Raw genomic sequence first — 17,048 nt, 5'->3', positions numbered from 1 at the left:
CGGTCCTCTTTCGGAGGGTGAGGGTGAAAACGTGAGGGTGGGAGGGGTGAGGCATAAAGGCAGGGCGAGAGGCAGCAGGCCTAAGGGGCGCGGGGAACTGCGCGACCAGCCACGACGAACCCGCACCCGCCACACAGCCCTTGTCGCGCGGCGCTCAGGCGCACACGTCGTGCGCCGGCAGCGGTTCGAGCGCCCGGGCCGGGCGGATGTGACCGACCACCGCACCGCCCCCGAGGAGCGGCGCGCCGGCGAACTCGGCGAGCACCGCTGGATCAACGCCCGCCCGCGCAAGGGCCGCCGCGGCCACCGGAACCCGCGCCCGGTCGGCCCCGTCGGCAATCTTCACGGCGACGGCCCGACCGTCCGGCAGCGCAGCGACCTGCACGCCTTCGAAGCCGTCCTTGGCGAGCAGCCCCGGCACGGCCCGCATCAGCGCGGCGACGTCGCGCCCGGACCCGGAGGCCATCTCGGCGTGCTCGCGCATCGCGTCGGCGACGCGCGCCTCGGGGGTGCCCGGCGCGGCGGTGGTGATCCGGGCGGCGGCGCGGGCGAGGCCGTGCAGCGAGAGGGAGAACAGGGGCGCGCCGCAGCCGTCGACGCTCACCTGGGCGATGGCCTGTCCGGTGAGGTCCTCGACGATCTCGGCGATGGCCTGCTGGAGCGGGTGCGCCGGGTCGAGGTAGTCGTCGAGGGACCAGCCGTTGAGGTGGGCCGTGTACAGCATGGCCGCGTGCTTGCCGGAGCAGTTCTGGGCGAGCTGGGAGGGCAGGCGCCCCTCGCGCACCCAGGTCTCGCGGACGACCGGGTCGAACGGCAGGTCCGGGACGTTGCGCAGCCGGTCCTCCGGCAGCCCGGCGAGTTCCAGGATCCGCCGGGTTCCGGCCAGGTGCCGTTCCTCGCCGGAGTGGCTGGCCGCCGTCAGCGAGAGCAGTTCGCCGTCGAGCGGGAGCCCGGCCCGCAGCATGGCCACGGCCTGGACGGGCTTGAGCGCCGAGCGCGGGTAGAAGGCGGCCTCGATGTCGCCGATCTGGAGTTCCACGGTGCCGTCGGCGGCCAGCACGACCACCGAGCCGTAGTGGATGCCTTCGATGACACCGCCGCGTACGAGATGGGCGACGGGGGCGTGCAGGGGTTCGCGGATCGCCGGGGCCGCGGCGAGTGAACTGCCGTACGTCATGGCCGGGTTCACGCGTCGGCCCCGTCGCGTATCCCGGCGACCCGGCGGCGCACTCCGTACCAGCCCGCGACGAGCGCGGCCGCGATCAGTGGCAGACACAGCACGGTCGTACGGCCCGCTCCCCCGTCGGCGTACATCAGCACGAGCACGGAGGCGAGGAAGCCGATGGTCACGATCTCTGTCCACGGCGAGCCGGGGAGGCGGTAACCCGGCCTGGACAGCTCGCCGTTCTGGGTCTTCTTCCAGAAGAGCAGGTGACAGAGCATGATCATGCCCCAGGTGGCGAGGATGCCGATCGCCGCGAAGTTCAGCACGATCTCGAAGGCGTCGGCGGGGACCACGAAGTTGAGGCCGACGCCGAGGACGCAGATGCCGCTGGTGAGCAGGATGCCGCCGTACGGGACCTGGCTGCGGCTCATCACGCCGGTGAACTTCGGGGCGGAGCCGGACATCGCCATGGAGCGCAGGATGCGGCCGGTGGAGTACAGACCGGAGTTGAGGGACGACATGGCGGCGGTGAGGACGACGAGGTTCATCACGCCGCCCGCGGCCGGGATGCCGATGTTCGACAGCACGGTGACGAAGGGGCTCTGGTCCGCGCTGTACTTGCTCCAGGGCAGCAGCATCGACAGCAGGACGACCGAGCCGACGTAGAAGAGGCCGACGCGCCACATGATCGAGTTGATGGCCTTCGGCATGATCTTCTCGGGGTTCTCGGTCTCGCCCGCGGCGACGCCGACCAGCTCGACGGAGGCGTAGGCGAAGACGACGCCCTGGATGATCAGCAGCATGGGCAGCAGGCCGTTGGGGAAGACGCCGCCGTTGTCGCTGATCAAGGACGGGCCGGGGGTGTGCCCGTCGACGGGGTGCTGGGTGACCAGCAGGAAGATGCCGATGAGCATGAAGACGACGAGCGCGCTGACCTTGACGATCGCGAACCAGAACTCCAGTTCGCCGAACAGGCGAACGGATATGAGGTTCACGGTGAGGACGACCGCGAGCGCGATGAGCGCGATCACCCACTGCGGGATGTCGGAGAACATGCCCCAGTAGTGGGTGTAGAGGGCCACGGCGGTGATGTCGGCGATGCCTGTGGTGGCCCAGTTCAGGAAGTACATCCAGCCCGCGACGTACGCGCCCTTCTCGCCGAGGAACTCACGGGCGTACGACACGAAGGCGCCGGACGACGGCCGGTACAGGACGAGTTCGCCCAGCGCGCGGACGACGAGGAAGGCGAACAGGCCGCAGACCGCGTACGCGACGAACAGCGACGGCCCGGCGTCGGCGAGGCGGCCGCCGGCGCCGAGGAAGAGGCCGGTGCCGATGGCGCCGCCGATGGCGATCATGTTGACGTGCCGGGACTTCAGGGACTTGCTGTAACCCGCGTCTCCGGCGTCGACGTGTGCGGCGGGCCGCGCCGACGTCGTCGTCGGGTCGCCTTGAACGGATTCTTCTTGCAGGGACTGCTCGCTCACGCCTCGGGTCCGCCTTCCGTGGGAGTGTCCGTGCGCGCGGGGCGCACGATGTCGGTGAGGGTGGTCTCCACGCGGTCGAGGTGATGGGACATCGCCTCCACCGCGTCGGTCTCGCTGCCGTCGATCAGCGCCTCGACGATCGCGCGGTGCTCTCGGTTGGACTGCTCGCGGCGGCCGCCGAGTTCGTTCAGGAAGGCCGACTGACGGGCCAGGGCGTCCCGGATCTCCTCGATGACCCGGCGGAACACCGGGTTCTGGGAGGCCTCGGCGACGGCGATGTGGAAGATCGTGTCCATCGCGACCCACGCGGTGGTGTCGGTCTCCCGCTCCATCCGGTCGAGCAGATGGGCCAGGTGGTCGAGGTTCTCCGGGGTGCGGCGGGTGGCCGCGTACCCGGCGACGGGGATCTCGACATGGCGGCGCACTTCGAGCAGGTCGCTCGCCGCGTAGTCGCCGAAGGTGGGGTCCTCGACCGTGTTGGCGAGGACGAAGGTGCCCTTGCCGGTACGGGACACGGTCAGGCCCATGACCTGCAGGGCCCGCAGCGCCTCGCGGAGCACGGGGCGGCTGACTTCGAGGCGGCGGCAGAGCTCCGCCTCGGAGGGGAGTTTGTCGCCGATGGCGTACTCGCCGCGCTCGATGGCGCCGCGGAGGTGGGTGAGCACCGCTTCCATGGCGCTGACGCGCCGCGGTACCGAGCCACCTGTCTGGCTGTCTGACAGGTTCACGGAGGTGATCCTGCGGGTGCCGGGAGGTGACTGTCAAGGGGAGCGAAAAGAAAAATTCAGGGGGCGTGAAGTCTGAAAGTCGACTTCACGCCCCCTGTGATCAGCTGTTTCCGTCCTCAGCTGTCGAGGACTCCGGTGGCCAGCAGCCCGAACAGCGCCACACCGATGACAATCCGGTAGATCACGAAGGCGTTGAAGGAGTGCTTGGCGACGAACTTCAGCAGCCAGGCGATCGAGCCGTACGCGACCACGAAGGAGACGAGGGTGCCGACGGCCAGCGGGGCGGCGCCCACCCCCGTACCCAGGGCGTCCTTCAGCTCGTACAGACCGGCGCCGGTCAGGGCGGGGATGCCGAGGAAGAAGGAGAGCCGGGTGGCGGCGACGCGGTCCAGGTCGAGGATGAGCGCCGTGGACATGGTGGCGCCGGAGCGGGAGAAGCCCGGGAAGAGCAGGGCGAGGATCTGGGAGCTGCCGACCAGCATCGCGTCCTTGAACGAGGTGTCGTCCTCACCGCGCTTGTGCCGGCCCATCTGGTCCGCCGCCCACATCACACCACTGCCGACGATGAGCGAGCCGGCGACCACCCACAGCGAGCCGAGCGGCCCGTCGATGAGGTTCTTGGCCGCGAGGCCCACGATCACGATCGGGATGGTCGCGTAGATGACCCACCAGGCGAACTTGTAGTCGTGGTGCTGGCGCTCCTCCTTGTTGCGCAGCCCGCGCCCCCAGGCGGAGACGATCCGCACGATGTCCTTGAAGAAGTACGCAAGCACGGCGGCGATCGCGCCGACCTGGATGACCGCCGAGAACCCGACCACGGCGTCGTCGTCGACGGGGATGTTCATCAGCCCCTCGGTGATCTTGAGGTGGCCGGTAGAGGAGACGGGGAGGAATTCGGTCACCCCCTCGACGACTCCGAGGACGACGGCCTGACCGACGTTGATGACGCTCATGGGATCCAGTTCTGAGGAGTTGGTCGACAGTGCTGTAGACGGTGCGGGGGACAGTCTTGCCTATGCGCGCGGACGACCGACGCCTAGGCCCACAAAGCTTGCGCAAACGAGACCCCGGCGAACGCCGCGCCCAGGCCGGCCGTCACGCTCACGATCGCGTTGGCGGCAGCGTAGAACCCCGCGCCCGTCTCGGTCAGCCGCAGTGTCTCGTACGAGAACGTCGAGTACGTGGTCAGGGCCCCGCACAGGCCGGTGCCGAGCAGCAGTTGCAGGTGCCCCGAGGCGTGGCCCGCCGAGGCCGCGCCGGTCAGCAGGCCCAGGATCAGACAGCCTGTCACGTTGACGACGAGGGTTCCCCAGGGGAAGACCGTGTCATGTCTCAGCTGCACCGCCCGGTCGGTCAGATAGCGCAAGGGCGCGCCGACCGCGGCACCGATGATCACCAGCAGCCAGTTCACAACGACTTCTCACCTTTCCCGCCCCTGCCGCGGGGGCGGTCGCGCGGGGTGTCATCGCGCCCCACGTACCGGATGACCTCGCACTCGTCGAGGATCACCAGACCCTCGGTGACGAGTTCGTCGAGCTTCGGCAGGAAGGCCCGTACACGCTCCTCGGTGTCCACGATCACGACGGCCACCGGGAGGTCCTCGCTCAGCGAGAGCAGCCGGGAGGTGTGGATCAGGGAGGAGGCGCCGAAGCCCTCGATGCCCCGGAAGACGCTGGCACCGGCCAGACCGGCCGCGTGGGCGCGGTGCACGATCTCCGAGTAGAGCGGCTTGTGGTGCCAGGTGTCGTTCTCGCCGATGAAGATCGTCACCCGCAGGGCGCTGCCCGTCAGCCGTGTCATCGCTGCCTCCATGCCAGAGCGCGGCGTACCGCCGTCACCGCGAGCCACACCGCCGCGAGCGCCGCGCACAGGGTCGCGGCCAGGTAGGCGAACCCCGTCCCGGGGTGGCCCGCGTCCACAAGTTTCTGGATGTCGACGGCGTACGTCGAGAAGGTGGTGAAGCCGCCGAGCACCCCGGTGCCGAAGAAGGGGCGTACCAGCCGGTGGGCCGCCCACACGTCGGTGATGACGACCATGAAGGCGCCGATGACGGCGCAGCCGACGACATTGACCCAGAACGTGGTCCAGGGGAATCCGCCCGTCTCGACGGGCCACAGCCGTGCCGCTCCGTAGCGGGCCGTGGCGCCGATGGCGCCGCCGAGCGCGACCATCGCGACGACCGGCCCCTGGCCGTGCCAGGCGGACGCCTTCCGTACGGGCATCCGTACAGGAGCGTCGGGACCGTCGACTCGCTCGGAGTGCGGGACTGTCATGGACGTACTTCTCCTACTCGCCGGGTCCCGGGCAGCACCTGGGCACGCGCCATCGCAAGTAGGGACCGTTGGCGGCACCGACCGCGGTTCGGGTACGGCGGGCCCCACCACCGCGCCGCGACACAAGATCGCGGCCGGTCAAAGGGTAACGCCGGGGGTACCGGCGGCGCACACGCGGCTCAGCCCGTGGAACCGGGCGGATCTGGCGGATCACAGATCGCGAGGCCGCGTTCCCACAGGCTTCCCGGGATCAGGCGGCCACCGGCCGCGCAGGCGCTGGTGACGACACCGGCGATGCCCCGGGGGACGGAACGGCGCGTGCACCGCCAGGCGGGCAGCGGTGTGCCGGCCGTCGGCTCGCGTTGCTACCAGCCCTTCTCGAAGAAGTGGCTGACCTCAGCGATGCGGTACTCGTCGCGGCGGTAGAAGGTCCGCCGTCTGATCTTCTTGGCCCGCAGCAGACCGACCCCGGTGAGCAGGTCGAGATGGGTGCGCGCCACGGCACGGCTCACGCCGAGTTTGGCGGCGAGGGCCGCCGGGCTGACGCCGTCCTCGACGAGGTCGCCGTAGCGCTGTGGTGGGAAGTGCGCGGTGGGGTCCCGCAGCCACTCCAGTATGTCCAGGCGTTGCCCACTGACGGGAACCCTCAGCATCTCGTCCCCCTCCGTCACGGCGGTCTCCCGCTACTGTCCCGCAGCCCGGGGCACCGCGCACGGGCTTCCGCGACCCTGGCCGAGGCCGAACGGGTCGGGCTCACCGGACACGGCGGCTCAGGGCAGCACGAGGGCCCGGCCGCCGCATGGCAGCCGGGCCCTCATGGGCTCAGTGGTGACCTTGCCACGTCAGCGGTGACTGAACACCGACATGGCCGGAAGCGCCTTGTCGTCGAAGCCGAACAGGGCCTGGTTCTCCCAGCCGTTGCCCGACGTGGCGTCCGTCGGGTCCCAGCCGTTGCCGGTGACCGCCGTCCAGGTGGCCTCCCAGTAGAAGACACCGAGACCGCGGCCGTTCGGGACGGCCTCCACGATGTTCATCACGTCGCGGAACCAGGCGGTCTGCCCGGCCGTCGTCGCCGGGTAGCCGCTGACCAGTTCACCGGTCGTGTCGATCTGGTTGACGAGCGAGTCGTCGCTGTCGAGACGGAAGGGGTAGGCCGTCTCGGCGATGAACACCGGCTTGCTGTAGCGGGCGGCGACGTCGTCGAGGGTGGTCTGCGCGGCGCCGAGCGAGCCGTGCCAGTAGCCGTAGTACGACAGGCCGATCACGTCGTAGTTGATCCCGTAGGTGGCCGCGTTGTCGAACCACCAGCGGACCGTGGCGTCGTCTCCGGCGTTGGCCAGGTGCAGGGCGACCAGGGTGCTGGAGGAGACCGCCTTCGCGGCGCTGTAGCCGGAGTTGAGCAGGCCGGCGAGCTGCGACCAGTTGGAGGTCGAGCCCTCGGACCACAGCATGCCGCCGTTGATCTCGTTGCCGATCTGCACCATGTCGGCCGTGGTGCCCTGCGCCTTGAGGGCGTTGAGCACGTCGTACGTGTGGTCGTAGACGTCCGTCTTGAGCTGGCTGTAGGAGTGGCTCGCCCAGGCGGCCGGCTTGGTCTGCTTGCCCGGGTCGGCCCAGGTGTCCGAGTAGTGGAAGTCGACCAGCAGCTTCATGCCCTGGGCCTTGATGCGCTTGGCCATGGCGAGGACGCGCGTCTTGTTGTTGTAGCCGTCGGCCGGGTTCACCCAGACCTTGAGGCGGGCGTAGTTCATGCCGGACGACTTGAGGATGGCGACCGCGTCACCGGTGGTGCCGGAGCTGGTCTTGTAGACGCCGCCGAGGGCCTCGCTCTTGGCGAGGGAGGAGATGTCTGCGCCCTTGACTGCCACGCTGCTGGTGCCCGAGGTGAACGCCAGGTCGTCGACGTTGATCCAGTTGCCCGCGTTCGCGTCGGAGTAGACGCTGATCGTGCACTGGTTGCCGGTCACGGAGACGGGCACAACCAGGTGTATCCACTCGCTGGTGGAGACGGGCAGGTCGGTGCGCTGCTCGGTGCCACCGCAGTTCTTCAGCGCGAGGTAGGCGGAGTTCTGGCCGCCGCCCGAGCGCACCCAGGCGGTGAGCTTGTAGTTCCCGTTGGTCAGCCCGGAGAGGTACTGGTACGTCTCCACCTTGTACGCGGCGGAGGAGTACTGCGTCAGCCGGTAACTCCCGCTGTGGCCACCGGCCTCCACGTAGGAGGCGCCGGTGTCGCCGTACTCCGACCAGCCGCTGGGCACGGCGGCGCCGGTCCCGTCGGTCTCGAATCCGGCGTTCGTGAGCGTGCTCGCCGCCTGCGCGGTCTGCGCGGGGAGGGCGGTGAGGGCGAGTCCGGCCACGAGCGGCAGCAGCAGGGCCCTGAGTGTGCGTCTGGGATGGAACATCTTCGTCCGTCGTCCCTTCGACGTATGGGGATGGGGATGCCCCCCGATGGAGCTGGGGGAACCCCTCCGCCCGCGGCTCGGGTGCTCGCACGGGCGGAGGGGAGTCGGCTCGGCCGTCCGGGTCCTGCGGCCCGGACGGCTGTTGACTCGGCCGGACGGGTCCAAGGACCCGGCGGCGGTGGGTGCGGCCGGACGGGTCGAAGGACCCGGACGGCGTTCGGTGCGGCGGCCCGGGCCGGACGGCCCGGACGGCAGTCGGCTCAGCCGTCGAGTCGTACGACCCGTACGGCTCCCGCCGGGACCGCGAGGCGGCCCGCGGCGCGTTCGCCCGTCAGCAGCTCGGTGCCGTGCGCGTCCAGCGGCACCTTGGCGTCCGACGAGGTGTGGTTGATGGCGAAGACGTAGGTTCCCGACTCACCGGTGCGGCGCACCACTTCGACATCGCGGGGCAGGTCGGCGCGCGGCGCGATGCGCGCGTCGTCGGCGGCCCAGCCGATCAGGGCGTCCAGTCCCTGCGCGGCCAGACGCGTGGACACGTACCAGGCCGAGCCCTCGCCGAGGCGGTGCCGGGTGACGGCCGGCCGGCCCGCGGTCAGACCGTCGGCGTAGGTCCAGACGGTCTCGGCGCCGCGCGGGACCACGAACTCGGTCCACACGTCGCCGGTGAGCTCGGAGCCGTCGGGACCCGTGATCCGGACCAGGTCGCCCTGGAGGAGCGGCGAGAACTCCTCGACGGTCAGTCCGAGTACGTCGCGCAGGGCGCCCGGGTACGGGCCGTCGTGCACGGCGTCGTGCTCGTCGACGATGCCGGAGAAGTACGAGACGACGAGGGTGCCGCCGTTCTCGACGTACTCCCGGAGGTTGTTCCCTGCGGCCTCGGTCATCAGATACAGCGCGGGCACGACGACAAGGGGATACGCCGACAAGTCGGCTTCCGGGTGGGCGAAGTCGACCGTGAGGTGGCGGTCGTAGAGGGCCTCGTAGAACGCGTCGGCGCGCTCGCGGGGGTCGTGGTCCTCGCTGGGGCGCCACTGGAGGTTCTGCGCCCACCAGGAGTGCCAGTCCCACAGCACGGCGACGTCGGCGACGGTGCGGGTGTCCTTGATCGAGGCCAGCGAGTCGATGGACGCGCCGAGTTCGACGACCTCGCGCCACACCCGGGAGTCGGTGCCCGCGTGCGGCAGCATCGAGGAGTGGAACTTCTCGGCGCCGCGCCGGGACTGCCGCCACTGGAAGAACATGGCGCCGTCGGAGCCGCGCGCGACATGCCCGAGGGAGTTGCGCGCCATCTGGCCCGGGGCCTTGGCGGGGTTGCGGGGCTGCCAGTTGACGCCCGACGTGGAGTGTTCGAGCAGCAGCCAGGGGGCGCCGCCGGCCACCGACCGGGTGAGGTCGGCGGCCATCGCGAGGTTCACATGGGTGCGGCGGCCGTCGGTGATCAGGTAGTGGTCGTTGGTGACGAGGTCGACCTCGCGGCCCCAGGCCCAGTAGTCGATGGAGTCGCACTGGCTCAGGGCGGTCATGAAGTTGGTGGTGACCGGGATGCCGGGCGCGAGGCGGTGCAGGATGTCCCGCTCGGCCACGAAGTTCTCGCGGATGGTCTCGTCGGCGAACCGCTTGTAGTCGAGGGCCTGGGTCGGATTGCCGACGGTCGGGGTCAGGCGCGGCGGGTTGATCTGGTCGAAGTCCGCGTAGCGCTGGCCCCAGAAGGCGGTGCCCCAGGCCGCGTTGAGCGCGTCGATCGTCCCGTATGTCCGGGTCAGCCAGCGGCGGAAGTGCGCGGCGCAGGACTCGCAGTAGCAGGCCGAGACGGGGACACCGTACTCGTTGTGGACGTGCCACAGGGCGAGCGCGGGGTGGTCGGCGTACCGGGTGGCGAGCCGTGTGGTGATGTTCGCGGCGGCGGCGCGGTAGTCGGTGTTGCTGTGGCAGATGGCGCCGCGTGAGCCGAACTCGTAGCGGGTGCCGTCGGCGGCGACGGGCAGCGCGTCGGGGTGTTCGCGGTAGAACCAGGCAGGCGGCGCCACGGTCGGCGTACCGAGGTCCGCGCGTATGCCGTTCTCGTGGAGCAGATCGAGCAGACGGTCGAGCCAGCCGAACTCGTAGGTGCCCGGCGCCGGTTCGAGCAGCGCCCAGGAGAAGATCCCGACGCTCACCATCGTGACACCGGCCTCGCGCATCAGCCGGACGTCTTCGTGCCAGACGCTTTCCGGCCACTGCTCGGGGTTGTAGTCCCCACCGAAGGCGAGCCTGGTGAGGCCCCTGGGGGTGGTCTCCGGCATGGATCTCTCCCGGTTAATCGATCATTTGGGAACGTGCACACACAGCGCCAGCGGCGCGAGCCCAACATAACCGCACAGCAACAACCATTGACAAGTGTCCGGGATGTTTCTCTACTGTGAACGCTCACAGAAGCATGGCAGGTCTTCGCAGCAGGCGAAGGCCCAGGTCAGGGGAGAACGATCCATGCCCATCACGAAGCACAGCCGCCTCGTGGCCACCACCATCGCCGTCGCGCTCGGCGCCACCTCTCTCGCCGCTTGCGGCTCGGACGACGCCAAGGACGACGCCCAGTCCGGACCCGCGTCACTGACGTACTGGACCTGGACCCCGGGCATGGACAAGGTCGTGGACCTGTGGAACAAGGGGCCGGGGAAGAAGCAGCAGATCACCGTCACGGTGAAGAAGCAGGCGTCGGGAGACGACCTGGTCACCAAGATCCTCACCGCGCACAAGGCGAAGAAGGCCCCGGACCTCGTCCAGGCCGAGTACCAGGCACTGCCGACGCTGGTCAGCAATGACGCACTCGCCGACATAGCGGGCGAATCGAAGGACGCGAAGGGCAAGTTCACCGCGGCCGTCTGGCAGCAGACGACGCTGGGCACGGACGCCGTCTACGCGATCCCGCAGGACATCGGCCCGATGATGTTCTACTACCGCCAGGACCTCTTCAAGAAGTACGGCCTGACGGTCCCGACGACCTGGGAGCAGTTCGCCGAGACCGCCCGCGCGCTGAAGAAGAAGGCCCCGGACAAGGACCTGACCACCTTCTCCGCCAACGACTCCGGCCTCTTCGCCGGTCTCGCCCAGCAGGCCGGCGCCAAGTGGTGGACGACCTCCGGCGACAAGTGGAAGGTCGGCATCGACGACGCGGCGACGCAGAAGGTCGCCAAGTTCTGGGGCGGTCTCGTCAAGGAAGGCGTGATCGACAACGAGCCGATGTACACGCCGCCCTGGAACAAGGCGCTCAACACCGGTAAGCAGATCGCCTGGGTGAGCGCGGTGTGGGCGCCGGGGACCCTCGCCACCGCGGCCCCCGACACCAAGGGCAAGTGGGCGATGGCCCCGCTGCCGCAGTGGTCGGACAGCGAGAACGTCACCGGCAGCTGGGGCGGCTCCTCGACGGCCGTCACCACGGACTCGAAGCACAAGGCGGCCGCCGCGAAGTTCGCCGCCTGGCTGAACACGGACCCGGACGCGGTGGCCGCGCTGGCGAAGGAGAGCGGTATCTACCCCGCCTCCACCAGCGCCCAGCTCAGTGACGCGTTCATGCAGCCGCCGGCCTTCTTCTCCAACCAGCAGGACTTCTACACGAAGGCCTCGGCGATCGCGAAGACCACCGCGCCGTCCGCGTGGGGCCCGAACGTGAACGTCGCCTACACGTCCTTCAACGACGCCTTCGGCGCCGCCGCGAAGAACAAGTCGGACTTCGGTGCCGCCCTGAAGACCATGCAGGACGACACCGTCGCCAACCTGAAGAAGCAGGGCTTCGGGGTCGCTCAGTGACAACCGCACGTCGGAAGTCGTACGGGGTCAAGGGGGCCCCGTACGCTTTCCTCCTCCCCGCGACGATCCTGTTCGCCCTCTTCTTCGCGCTGCCCATCGGCTACGCGTTCTGGCTGAGCCTGCACAAGGTCAAGGTCAGCGGCCTGGGCCTCGGTGCGGGCGCCCGCAAGGAGGTCTGGGCGGGCCTGGAGAACTACACCGACGCCCTCACCGACAACGAGCTGCTCGACGGCGGGCTGCGGGTGCTGGGCTACGGCGCCATCGTGGTTCCGGTGATGCTCGGTCTCGCGCTGCTGTTCGCGCTGATGCTCGACACGGACAAGGTGCGCCTCGCCCCCTTCACCCGGCTGGCGATCTTCCTGCCGTACGCCATTCCCGGCGTCGTCGCCGCGCTGCTGTGGGGCTTCCTGTACCTCCCGGACGTCAGCCCCTTCTACTTCGTCCTCGACAAGCTGGGCATGCCGCAGCCGAACCTGCTGGACGGCGGCCCGCTGTATCTGGCCCTGTCCAACATCGCGGTCTGGGGCGGCACCGGCTTCAACATGATCGTCATCTACACCTCGCTCCAGGCCATTCCGGCCGAGGTGTACGAGGCGGCGAAGCTGGACGGCGCCACGCCCCTGCAGATCGCGGTGAAGATCAAGATTCCGATGGTGGCGCCCTCACTGGTCCTCACCTTCTTCTTCTCGATCATCGCGACGCTTCAGGTGTTCAGCGAGCCGACCACCCTCAAGCCCCTCACCAACTCCGTCTCCACGACGTGGAGTCCGCTGATGAAGGTGTACCGGGACGCGTTCAACGCGGGCGACATCTACGCGGCGTCTTCCGAGGCCATGATCATCGCCATCGTCACGCTGATCGTGTCCTTCGGATTCCTGCGCGCCGCGAACTCCCGTAACAAGCAGGAGGAAGCACGATGAGTTCTCTTGCCGTAGGCAAGGCCGCTCCGGCCGCCGGCACCACCCCCGGAACCGCCCAGGGTCCGCCGCTGCGCCGCCGGATCGCCCTGGTGCCCACGCTGACGCTGCTGCTCGGCGCCCTCTACTGTCTGCTGCCCGTCGCCTGGGTGGTGATCGCCTCCACCAAGTCGGGCCGTGAGCTTTTCTCGACGTTCACGTTCCTGCCGGGCACCGGCTTCACCCAGAACGTGAAGGACCTCAACGCCTACCGCGACGGCATCTACTGGAAGTGGATGGGCAACTCCGCCCTCTACGCCGGTCTCGGCGCCCTCCTGTCGACGGCCGTCTCCGCGCTCGGCGGCTACGCGCTCGCGCTCTACCGCTTCCGCGGCCGCGAGACCGTCTTCAGCATCCTGATGGCGGGCGTGCTGATGCCGCCGGTGATCCTCGCGATCCCCCAGTATCTGCTGATGGCGAAGGCCGACCTGACGGACTCGTACGCCTCCGTCCTGCTCCCCCTCGTCCTCTCCCCGTACGGCATCTATCTCGCCCGGATCTACGCCGCCGCGGCGGTGCCCGGTGACGTGGTCGAGGCCGGACGGATGGACGGCGCGAGCGAGTGGCGGATCTTCACCCGGATCGCGCTGCCGATGATGGTGCCCGGACTGGTGACGGTGTTCCTGTTCCAGTTCGTGGCGGTGTGGAACAACTTCCTGCTGCCGTACATCATGCTCAGCGACGACGAGAAGTTCCCGATCACCCTCGGCCTGTTCACCCTCCTCAAACAGGGTTCCAACACCCCGGCCCTGTACACCCTGGTGATCACCGGTGCGATGCTCGCGGTCATCCCGCTGGTCGCGCTGTTCCTGGTCATCCAGCGGTTCTGGAGCCTCGATCTGCTGTCCGGAGCCGTAAAGTCATGACCATGCATCACACGGGGGGCAGGCGCAAACCGCCGACGATCCACGACGTCGCACGCGAGGCCGGTGTCTCACGGGGGACCGTGTCGCGGGTACTCAACGGCGGGCACTACGTCAGCCCCGCCGCCCAGGAGGCGGTCAACGCCGCCATCCGCAGGACGGGTTACGTCGTGAACCGGCACGCCCGCTCGCTGATCACCGGACGCTCCGACTCGATCGGCTTCCTGCTGACCGAGCCTCAGGAGAGGTTCTTCGAGGACCCCAACTTCAATGTCCTGCTGCGCGGCTGCACGCAGGCGCTGGCCGCACACGACGTTCCCCTCCTGCTGATGCTCGCGGGCACCCAGGACGAACGGCGGCGCATAACGCGGTACATCACCGCGGGCCACGTCGACGGGGTGCTGCTGGTCTCCAGCCACTCCGGCGATCCGGTCGCCGAGGAGCTGCGCGAGGCGGGCGTGCCGCTGGTCGCCTGCGGCAAGCCCATCGGCCTGGGATCCAAGGTGAGTTACGTCGCCGCGGACGACCGGGACGGCGCCCGGGACATGGTCAAGCACCTGCTCTCCCTCGGCCGCCGCCGCATCGGCATGGTCACGGGACCGCTCGACACCCCCGGCGGAGTCGAGCGTCTCGCGGGCTACCGGGAGGTGCTCGCCGAGGCCGGGATCGAGGCCGACGACCGCCTCGTCGTCCCCGGCGACTACAGCCGGGCCAGCGGCGATGCGGGCGCGGAGCGACTCCTCGAACGGGTCCCGGACCTGGACGCCGTGTTCGTCGCCTCGGACCTGATGGCACAGGGGGTGCTGTCCGCACTGCACAGGGCCGGCCGCCGGGTCCCCGAGGACGTGGCGGTCGGCGGCTTCGACGACTCGCCCGCCGCTGTCGCGTCCACTCCCGCGCTCACCACGATCCGCCAGCCCTGGGATCGCATCAGCGCCGAGATGGTGCGGGTACTGCTCGCCCAGATAGGGGGCGATGATCCGGCGGCGGTGATCCTGCCCACGGAACTGGTGCGACGCGAGTCCACCTGAGGCCCTTCGATCACGTCTCACGGCACATCTCACGGCACATCTCACGCCACATCTCACGCCACATCTGACGTCCTTGCCCCGCGGCTGCCCCGCCGCGGGGCGGACGTACGTCGCCGGCAGGAGGACGTCCGTCGCCGCGCTCGCTCGAACACCGATACTGTTCGGATCAGTTGTGTGAGTGACAGCTGATGTGTGAGTGACAGCAGAGCGCTACGGGAGTCGGGAACGTGCAGACGGGTGCGGGGATGTTCCAGCCGCTTGAGGACGACGATCCGCGCACCGCAGGGGAATACCGCCTGCTGGCACGGCTCGGCGCCGGGGGCATGGGGTGCGTCTACCTGTCCCACACACCCGGCGGCAGGGCCGTCGCCGTGAAGGTGATCCGCCCCGAGCTCGCCGACGACCCCGACTTCCGCGACCGGTTCCGGCAGGAGGTCGCCAACGCCCGCCGGGTGCAGGGCGTGTGCACGGTGCCCGTCCTCGACAGCGACACCGAAGGGCCCATGCCCTGGCTCGCCACCGCCTATATCCCCGGCCCCTCCCTCGCGGATGCCGTCAAGGAGCACGGGCCGCTGCCCAGGGACACGGTGCTGCTGCTCACGGCGGGGGTGGCCGAGGCACTCCAGGACATCCACCGCGCCGGGGTCGTGCACCGCGACCTGAAGCCGTCGAATGTGCTGCTCGCTTTCGACGGGCCCCGCGTCATCGATTTCGGGGTGGCGCGCGCGGCGGACGCCACCGCCTTGACCCGCAGCGGTTCCGCCATCGGGACGCCCGCCTTCATGGCGCCCGAGCAGGCACTCGGCGGGGAGATCACCGGCGCGACCGATGTGTTCGCGCTCGGCCAGATCGCCGCCTTCGCCGCGACGGGCGCGGGCGCCTTCGGCGACGGGCCCTCGCACGGGGTGTTGTACCGCATCGTGCACGAGGAGCCTCGGCTCGGCGAACTCCCCGACTACCTGGCGGAGTTGGTGGCCGGGTGCCTGCACAAGGACCCGGCGCTGCGGCCGTCCCCGGCCGACGTCATACGCCTGTGCGCGGCCGCCGACCCGGAGCGGGGCCTGCGCCGCGTGGAGAGCTGGCTGCCTGCGTCGGTGGCGGGGCAGCTCGCACAGCACGCGGTGCGCGAGCCGCAGCCACAGACCCAGGGCCAGCCCCAGCCCCAGCCCCAAGCGCAGGAGCAGCCGTCCCCGGTGGACACGATGGCCCTGCGCATCCCCCGGCAGGGCGCCTTGGGACAGCGAGCCGAGTCCCCGGCACCGGGCGTCACCAGCGGTGAGTTCGGTCCCCCGGTCACTCCCTTTCCCTCGGCGCCCGGCGTCGGCGGCGTCCCCGGCGGCGCGTACGCCGGAATGGCGGCTCCCGGTCCTGTGACGCCCGGCGGGGGCGTGCCGTACTCCGCGCCCACCGGTCCCGTCCTCCTGGGGCCCGCGCCGCGGCGCCGTACCAAGCGGCGGGGGCTGGTCACGGGCGGGGCGGTCGTCCTGACCGTGGCCGCGGTGACCGGCGCCCTGTTCCTGTCCGGCGTCCTGAGCCCCGAGGAGCCGGCGGACGGCGCGAGCGGCCAGGCCGGACAGGCTTCCAGATCGGCGACCGAACAGCAGCCGACCGGCTCGGGTGATCCCTCCGCATCGCCGTCGAAGAAGGCGAAGCCGAAGAAGGCGGACCCGTCCGCGTCCGCGACCCGCACCGCCCCGCCCGCCTCCGACGAACCGGCCACGTCCCAGACGTCGGCCGCCGCCCGCAAGCCGACCGCGACGGCGGCGGCCCAGCCGGCGACGGAGACCTATACCGGCATTCGCATGACCGCCAGCCACGACCTGTATCTGGGCGACAGGCCCCCAGGGCCCAAGGCCGACACCGGCACGAGCGACGAGGACTTCACCTACGCCGTGTACTCCTCCGGCGCCGTCGTGGCTCCCGGATCCACCAGCCAGAGCCAGCTGACCCGCTTGGCGCCCCGTGCCGCCGGGACACTTGATTCCTGCCTCGCACAGACCGGCAGCGAGAAGTACCTGTGGGTGAGAGACCTCGCTGTCGGCGACCGGCTGTGCGTGGTCAGTGGAACCGGCCACGTCGGCCTCATCACCTTCCGCGGCACGGCGCCCTCGCCGGACACGACGGACTACATCACGGTGGACATCAAGGTCTGGCGCAACGCGGTGGACCCGGTGAGCGGCTGACCGGCAGGTCCGCGACAGGCCGGCCGTACCCCTCGACCGGTCAGGATTCCCGCCCGATTCAGGATTCCCGACCGGTCAGGATTCGAGAAGCCATGCGGTGCTCCCCCGTCCTAGCGTTGAAGCACCGACGGGATACACGTCGGAGCGAGAAGCCATTCGCAGGCACTGACCAGC

The 17,048-nt window shown here is 69.8% G+C and carries 15 protein-coding genes; 5 read left to right on the top strand and 10 right to left on the bottom strand.

Annotation, left to right across the window (positions count from 1 at the left end; translation table 11 throughout):
* Window positions 1-154: 154 nt before the first annotated feature.
* From OIC96_RS42955 to OIC96_RS42905, 10 genes are all read right to left on the bottom strand, one after another.
* Window positions 155-1,177, bottom strand: coding sequence for an asparaginase (locus OIC96_RS42955; protein WP_330309986.1), 1,023 nt, complete (start codon window positions 1,175-1,177; stop codon window positions 155-157).
* Between the two features lie 8 nt (window positions 1,178-1,185).
* Window positions 1,186-2,652, bottom strand: coding sequence for an amino acid permease (locus OIC96_RS42950; protein WP_330302637.1), 1,467 nt, complete (start codon window positions 2,650-2,652; stop codon window positions 1,186-1,188).
* Window positions 2,649-3,326: a FadR/GntR family transcriptional regulator gene (locus tag OIC96_RS42945; protein ID WP_330309987.1), complete on the bottom strand. Its 678-nt coding sequence runs from the start codon at window positions 3,324-3,326 to the stop codon at window positions 2,649-2,651. Before OIC96_RS42945 ends, OIC96_RS42950 begins: the two co-directional genes overlap by 4 nt.
* A gap of 170 nt (window positions 3,327-3,496) precedes the next feature.
* Entirely contained in the window at window positions 3,497-4,333 is an 837-nt protein-coding gene (locus tag OIC96_RS42940) for an undecaprenyl-diphosphate phosphatase (protein WP_330302638.1), read from the bottom strand.
* An 83-nt stretch (window positions 4,334-4,416) separates the two neighbouring features.
* Entirely contained in the window at window positions 4,417-4,791 is a 375-nt protein-coding gene (crcB, locus tag OIC96_RS42935; RefSeq protein ID WP_330302639.1) for a fluoride efflux transporter CrcB, read from the bottom strand.
* The gene (locus OIC96_RS42930; protein WP_330302640.1) at window positions 4,788-5,180 is read right to left on the bottom strand and encodes a DUF190 domain-containing protein; all 393 of its coding nucleotides are present in this window, start codon (window positions 5,178-5,180) and stop codon (window positions 4,788-4,790) included. The genes crcB (OIC96_RS42935) and OIC96_RS42930 overlap by 4 nt, the downstream gene beginning before the upstream one ends.
* Window positions 5,177-5,653, bottom strand: a complete 477-nt coding sequence (gene crcB / locus OIC96_RS42925; RefSeq protein WP_330302641.1) for a fluoride efflux transporter CrcB — start codon at window positions 5,651-5,653, stop codon at window positions 5,177-5,179. Before crcB (OIC96_RS42925) ends, OIC96_RS42930 begins: the two co-directional genes overlap by 4 nt.
* A gap of 365 nt (window positions 5,654-6,018) precedes the next feature.
* Window positions 6,019-6,306: a winged helix-turn-helix domain-containing protein gene (locus tag OIC96_RS42915; RefSeq protein WP_330309988.1), complete on the bottom strand. Its 288-nt coding sequence runs from the start codon at window positions 6,304-6,306 to the stop codon at window positions 6,019-6,021.
* A gap of 189 nt (window positions 6,307-6,495) precedes the next feature.
* A complete protein-coding gene (locus OIC96_RS42910; RefSeq protein WP_330302642.1) occupies window positions 6,496-8,055 on the bottom strand; it encodes a glycosyl hydrolase 53 family protein in 1,560 nt (519 codons plus the stop codon).
* Between the two features lie 260 nt (window positions 8,056-8,315).
* A complete protein-coding gene (locus tag OIC96_RS42905; protein ID WP_330302643.1) occupies window positions 8,316-10,337 on the bottom strand; it encodes a beta-galactosidase in 2,022 nt (673 codons plus the stop codon).
* Window positions 10,338-10,521: 184 nt separating this feature from the next.
* Here OIC96_RS42905 and OIC96_RS42900 point away from each other — a divergent pair, with 184 nt between their 5' ends.
* The 5 genes from OIC96_RS42900 (at window position 10,522) to OIC96_RS42880 (ending at window position 16,874) form a co-directional block, all read left to right on the top strand.
* Window positions 10,522-11,841 carry an ABC transporter substrate-binding protein gene (locus OIC96_RS42900; protein ID WP_330302644.1) on the top strand — a complete coding sequence of 440 codons (1,320 nt, stop codon included), beginning with the start codon at window positions 10,522-10,524 and terminating at the stop codon, window positions 11,839-11,841.
* The gene (locus tag OIC96_RS42895) at window positions 11,838-12,761 is read left to right on the top strand and encodes a carbohydrate ABC transporter permease (RefSeq protein ID WP_330302645.1); all 924 of its coding nucleotides are present in this window, start codon (window positions 11,838-11,840) and stop codon (window positions 12,759-12,761) included. Before OIC96_RS42900 ends, OIC96_RS42895 begins: the two co-directional genes overlap by 4 nt.
* The gene (locus OIC96_RS42890; RefSeq protein ID WP_327426629.1) at window positions 12,758-13,663 is read left to right on the top strand and encodes a carbohydrate ABC transporter permease; all 906 of its coding nucleotides are present in this window, start codon (window positions 12,758-12,760) and stop codon (window positions 13,661-13,663) included. The genes OIC96_RS42895 and OIC96_RS42890 overlap by 4 nt, the downstream gene beginning before the upstream one ends.
* On the top strand, window positions 13,660-14,691 hold the full coding sequence (locus OIC96_RS42885; protein ID WP_330302646.1) for a LacI family DNA-binding transcriptional regulator: 1,032 nt from the start codon (window positions 13,660-13,662) through the stop codon (window positions 14,689-14,691). Before OIC96_RS42890 ends, OIC96_RS42885 begins: the two co-directional genes overlap by 4 nt.
* Before the next feature lie 245 nt (window positions 14,692-14,936).
* On the top strand, window positions 14,937-16,874 hold the full coding sequence (locus OIC96_RS42880; protein WP_330302647.1) for a serine/threonine-protein kinase: 1,938 nt from the start codon (window positions 14,937-14,939) through the stop codon (window positions 16,872-16,874).
* The last annotated feature ends 174 nt before the right edge of the window (window positions 16,875-17,048 follow it).

Source organism: Streptomyces sp. NBC_00775 (genome assembly GCF_036347135.1).
Taxonomy (GTDB): Bacteria; Actinomycetota; Actinomycetes; order Streptomycetales; family Streptomycetaceae; genus Streptomyces; species Streptomyces lutosisoli.
Note: the sequence above shows the minus strand (reverse complement) of the source record. Positions and strands in the feature narration are given on the sequence as shown.